A 4,002-nucleotide genomic window follows, 5' to 3' on the forward strand; every position below is an offset into this window, starting at 1 on the left:
AACCTTAGCTATTCCTATGTATCCAGAATTAACCCTAGAACAACAAATATATGTAGTAGAAAAAATAAAGGAATTTTTTAATAAATTTTAACTCCTTTCTATTTCAAAGATTACCGTTCCTCCTCCTGTATACTTGCAAGGATCAAGACATTGAACATAAGCTTTATTGCCTTCTTTAGCTAACCCTAATTCAACTGGATTTACTCCTTTGTTTAATGCTACATAATAAGGCATTATAGCTGCTAAAGAATGCATACAGATAGCTGAAGTTTCTTTAAGATTAATCTTATAACCATCTTCAATAACAATTTTATCTCCTACTTTATAAACAGGACATTTACCAATAATTTCTTTGACTTTTATTATTAAACCCATTGTAATAAAATAATAAATCATTTGTTTTTATTGTCAATTTAGCAAGCATGTTATATTTATTCATCATAAAGATCTTCCTAATCAATTCTGTAACTGTAATATTTCTTCGTTTTGCTTCTTCTACTAAATCAAAGTCACTTTAGGATCTATTGATTAATTTTTGCTCTTGTTGTCATCTTTTATCTTTTATATTCTTATTAACACCTTTTTTCATTTACGAAGTGCACCTATGAAGCTTTATCGTTTTCCGTGATTCCAGTAATTAGGCTACTTTTTTAAAGATAGTTCTTCACTTGGTTTCTCTATAAAATCTTTTTCGTTATATGTATAAAGTTTATTAACACCATTGCTTATCAAAGTAGCTACTAAATAAATATCAAAAACTTTGGATCCTTATTATAGATCTTTTTCTTATTTGTTTTAAAAAGATCTCTATAGTATCAGCTGTAGGCTTTAGCACGGGGATAGCTTCAGCAAAACTACGTAGATATTTTTCTGTTACTTTTGTATTTAATCCTCTACGAGTTAATACTGCTGAAAGTTCTACTAAATTTTGCTGAGTAATTACAGCCCACTGATTTTCAACCAGCACAGGTAAAGTTTCTCTTCTTTGTGAAATGGATTATCTTTGTTTAAAAAATAGAAAAGAACATTATCAATACCGATCTTCATAAATTTCTTCTTGTGTAAAAATTTCTTTTCCTAAGGAAAGGTTTGGAAGATTTCGTAGCTTTTCAACTGCTCTTTTTCTAAAAATCTCTTCTATATATTTTTCTAAAGCTCCCTCCAAAATATGCGTCAACGATTTATTTTTTTCTTTACTTAGTTGGCGAAGAATTTCCCATACTTCTTCTTTAACTCTTATAGACTTCACTACCCTCCCCACTTTTTTAAATATCAAGAAAAAATGTTTCATCAAAGCAGAAATATATCCTCTCTGTTAAGGCAAAGCTTGTTTCTGGTTGATATTTTTTAAGTTTTATAGAAAGCTGAAGTGTACTTACAAAATGCAAAAAATATTATCTATCTTTTGTTGACTTTTTAAAGGGTATTGTAATAATAAAATAGGGGTATTTTATGAGTAAAATTTTTTCTGAAATTTTTAGCAACTCTGTCGAAAAGCTTCTGGAAAAAACAAAAACTTTTTATAAAAAAAATCTCATCGCAGTGGTAATATTTGGATCTGGGGGAAAAGGAGAAATTAGTGTAAACTCTGATGTAGATTTATTTATAGTAATTAATGAGTCAAAACTTTCACTTCGGCAACGGATAACTGAATTTTTTGAAAATGTAAGTGACACAATTACCATAGGTCCTTTTATTCTTTTACTTTCTCCTCTTATTTTTACTAAAAAAGAAACACAAAAATTTTCTCCTTTATACTTAGATATGCTTGAGGGATGTATTATCCTTTATGATAAGGGGAATTTTATGAAAAATCTCCTTAAAAAAGTCAAAATTCTTATTCAACAAAAAGTAATAGAAAGATACGAACATAAAGGAAAAGTTTACTGGAGAATAAATTATGCGGCACAAATTAATTCAGGATTATCTTTTTAGAGCAGAAAAAAGGATAAAAATGTTAGAATTTTTAAAAAATGAACAGGATTATGCAGATGTAGTTCGTGAAGCTCAGGAGGTAGTAGAACTTTTGTTAAAGGCATTAATAATGTCTGTAGGTTTAGAAATTCCGAAAGTTCACGATGTATCTGGTTACATTGGTAACCATCTTGAATTTTTTCCTGAGGTAATAAAAAAGAATTTCGAAAAAATAAGATACATTTCCCGAGAATTAAGAAAAGAGAGAGAACTTGCTTTTTATGGAGCACATGATTGGATTCCTGGAGAAGAATATACTTTAGAGGAAGCAGAAAGAGCTATCAACTGGGCAAAAGAATTATTAGAACTTGTAAAAGAGGCAATCCATATTTTATCCCCTTTTCCTAAAGCTAAATAATCGTCTTTCAAACCCCCTCACCCTTCTAAGTTTCTCCTTATATCGGATAGTATAATACAAAAGGCAAAAGGTATATTAACTATTAACAATTTTTTCGCACTTGCGAAGTGCACTACGAAGTGCGAAAAGGGTATCCAGGATATAGGGACTAATAATGGATGAAGCTAAGATATTTATATTTTTTCAGGATTTATTACATTATATCCAATTTGATTCACTAAATTACATAATTTTTCATCCGCAGCTACAAAAATCCAGTCTTTTTCAGAAATTAAATTAAAAGTCGCAAGCTGTAATGAATCCAATGTTCTAAGATTATACGATTTTGCATAAGTACTTAAAAGATTTATAGCTTCATAAACAATTATTGAGCTAAGCGGCTCTGTTCTAAAAAATTTTATTTCCAATCTGATTCCTTCTAAAGCATTCTTTAAACTCTCCTCTTCTAATTCCCCTATTCTATACTTTTTATATAAAGCACTAAAAATTTCCAAAATAGACAATTCTGATATCCAAATAATATTACTACTTTCTAATATTATTTTAGTAACAACCTCACTTCCTTTTTCTTTACAAAAATGTTTTACCAAAGCAGAAGTATCAAAAAAATAATTCATAGTCTCTCTTCCCTTTCTTCTATTATTGTTTTACTTAAAGGTCTTTTCAATTTACTTAAAGCCTTTCTAACCAAAGTATACCCTCTCTGTTGAGGCAAAACTTGTTTCTGTTTGGTATTTTCAATACTCTTAATAATTTGATAAATTAATACTAAATCTTCTTTTTCCATTTCTTTTATATGTTCAATTACAACTTCTCTAAGTTTCATAGAAAGCCTCCTCCTACAAAATTTAACTTTCCTATCCTTTAATTTTATCTTTTTATTCTCTTCTTTCAAACCCTTTACCCTTTTTAAATTTCTCTCCTTATATCGGATAGTATAATACAAAAGGCAAAAAGTATACTAAACTATTAACAATTTTTTCGCACTGCGAAGTGCAAAAAGATAGGTGGGATGAGGATTAGGGATATCCTCTGATTGTAAGATTCTCTCCACATTTATAATACCAAAGCTTAAAATTTTTCTAGACTAGTTTTCTCTTGCCAGGGCAAAAAATTTTTTCTGTCTTTCACAAGCTGAAGAAATTTAAGTTTAAGAGATCCTCTTTAAAAATTCATCAAAATCAGAGTCAAAACTGACTATCCGTTCTATTCCATATTCTTTAGCTCCAATCACTAAAAGTGCATCATTAAAGTTAAGCTCCCCTCCCAGAATCCTTTAAAGCACTACTCTACTTCCCGATTTTTTCTCTCTTCTAGCAAGCTCTTTTATAGTCTCTACCAAATCTACCGGAAGTAAAAGAAACAACTCTTTTATTTAGCCTCTCATGAACCTTGTATATCTATTTTCTTCCCCTAAAAACTAGCTGACATACTTTTTCCTAAAGCTGCGATTTGTTTAATTTTTTCCAAATTTCTTCTGAAACTGCTATTGTCAATTTCATCTACAAGACAAAAAATCGCTATGGGACATATTTTATCTACCAGATGAGGTATTCAAAAAACTTTGCAATCCAACAGTTAATCCAAACAAAATACACGTAGCATGAGAAATAATTTGACTATCACCCAATGAGCCAATGCTAAAAACTAAAGTAAAGGCAAAAATAAAA

The 4,002-nt window shown here is 29.6% G+C and carries 7 protein-coding genes; 2 read left to right on the plus strand and 5 right to left on the minus strand.

Annotated features, from left to right (window positions below; translation table 11 throughout):
* Nucleotides 1-87 precede the first annotated feature (87 nt).
* From LWW95_11860 to LWW95_11870, 3 genes are all read right to left on the minus strand, one after another.
* Nucleotides 88-396: a TIGR04076 family protein gene (locus LWW95_11860; protein ID MDL1957722.1), complete on the minus strand. Its 309-nt coding sequence runs from the start codon at nucleotides 394-396 to the stop codon at nucleotides 88-90.
* A 355-nt stretch (nucleotides 397-751) separates the two neighbouring features.
* On the minus strand, nucleotides 752-967 hold the full coding sequence (locus tag LWW95_11865; GenBank protein ID MDL1957723.1) for a hypothetical protein: 216 nt from the start codon (nucleotides 965-967) through the stop codon (nucleotides 752-754).
* Between the two features lie 63 nt (nucleotides 968-1,030).
* The gene (locus LWW95_11870; protein MDL1957724.1) at nucleotides 1,031-1,249 is read right to left on the minus strand and encodes a hypothetical protein; all 219 of its coding nucleotides are present in this window, start codon (nucleotides 1,247-1,249) and stop codon (nucleotides 1,031-1,033) included.
* A 203-nt stretch (nucleotides 1,250-1,452) separates the two neighbouring features.
* Between LWW95_11870 and LWW95_11875 the strand changes: the two genes are divergently transcribed.
* Both LWW95_11875 and LWW95_11880 read left to right on the plus strand, forming a co-directional pair.
* Nucleotides 1,453-1,935: a nucleotidyltransferase domain-containing protein gene (locus LWW95_11875; GenBank protein ID MDL1957725.1), complete on the plus strand. Its 483-nt coding sequence runs from the start codon at nucleotides 1,453-1,455 to the stop codon at nucleotides 1,933-1,935.
* Nucleotides 1,901-2,332, plus strand: a complete 432-nt coding sequence (locus LWW95_11880; GenBank protein MDL1957726.1) for a HEPN domain-containing protein — start codon at nucleotides 1,901-1,903, stop codon at nucleotides 2,330-2,332. Before LWW95_11875 ends, LWW95_11880 begins: the two co-directional genes overlap by 35 nt.
* A 173-nt stretch (nucleotides 2,333-2,505) precedes the next feature.
* Here the strand turns inward: LWW95_11880 and LWW95_11885 are convergent, their stop codons facing one another.
* Both LWW95_11885 and LWW95_11890 read right to left on the minus strand, forming a co-directional pair.
* On the minus strand, nucleotides 2,506-2,949 hold the full coding sequence (locus tag LWW95_11885) for a type II toxin-antitoxin system VapC family toxin (protein MDL1957727.1): 444 nt from the start codon (nucleotides 2,947-2,949) through the stop codon (nucleotides 2,506-2,508).
* Nucleotides 2,946-3,158 carry a hypothetical protein gene (locus LWW95_11890; protein MDL1957728.1) on the minus strand — a complete coding sequence of 71 codons (213 nt, stop codon included), beginning with the start codon at nucleotides 3,156-3,158 and terminating at the stop codon, nucleotides 2,946-2,948. The genes LWW95_11885 and LWW95_11890 overlap by 4 nt, the downstream gene beginning before the upstream one ends.
* Between the last annotated feature and the right edge of the window lie 844 nt (nucleotides 3,159-4,002).

Source organism: Candidatus Desulfofervidus auxilii (assembly GCA_030262725.1).
Classification (GTDB): Bacteria; Desulfobacterota; Desulfofervidia; order Desulfofervidales; family Desulfofervidaceae; genus JAJSZS01.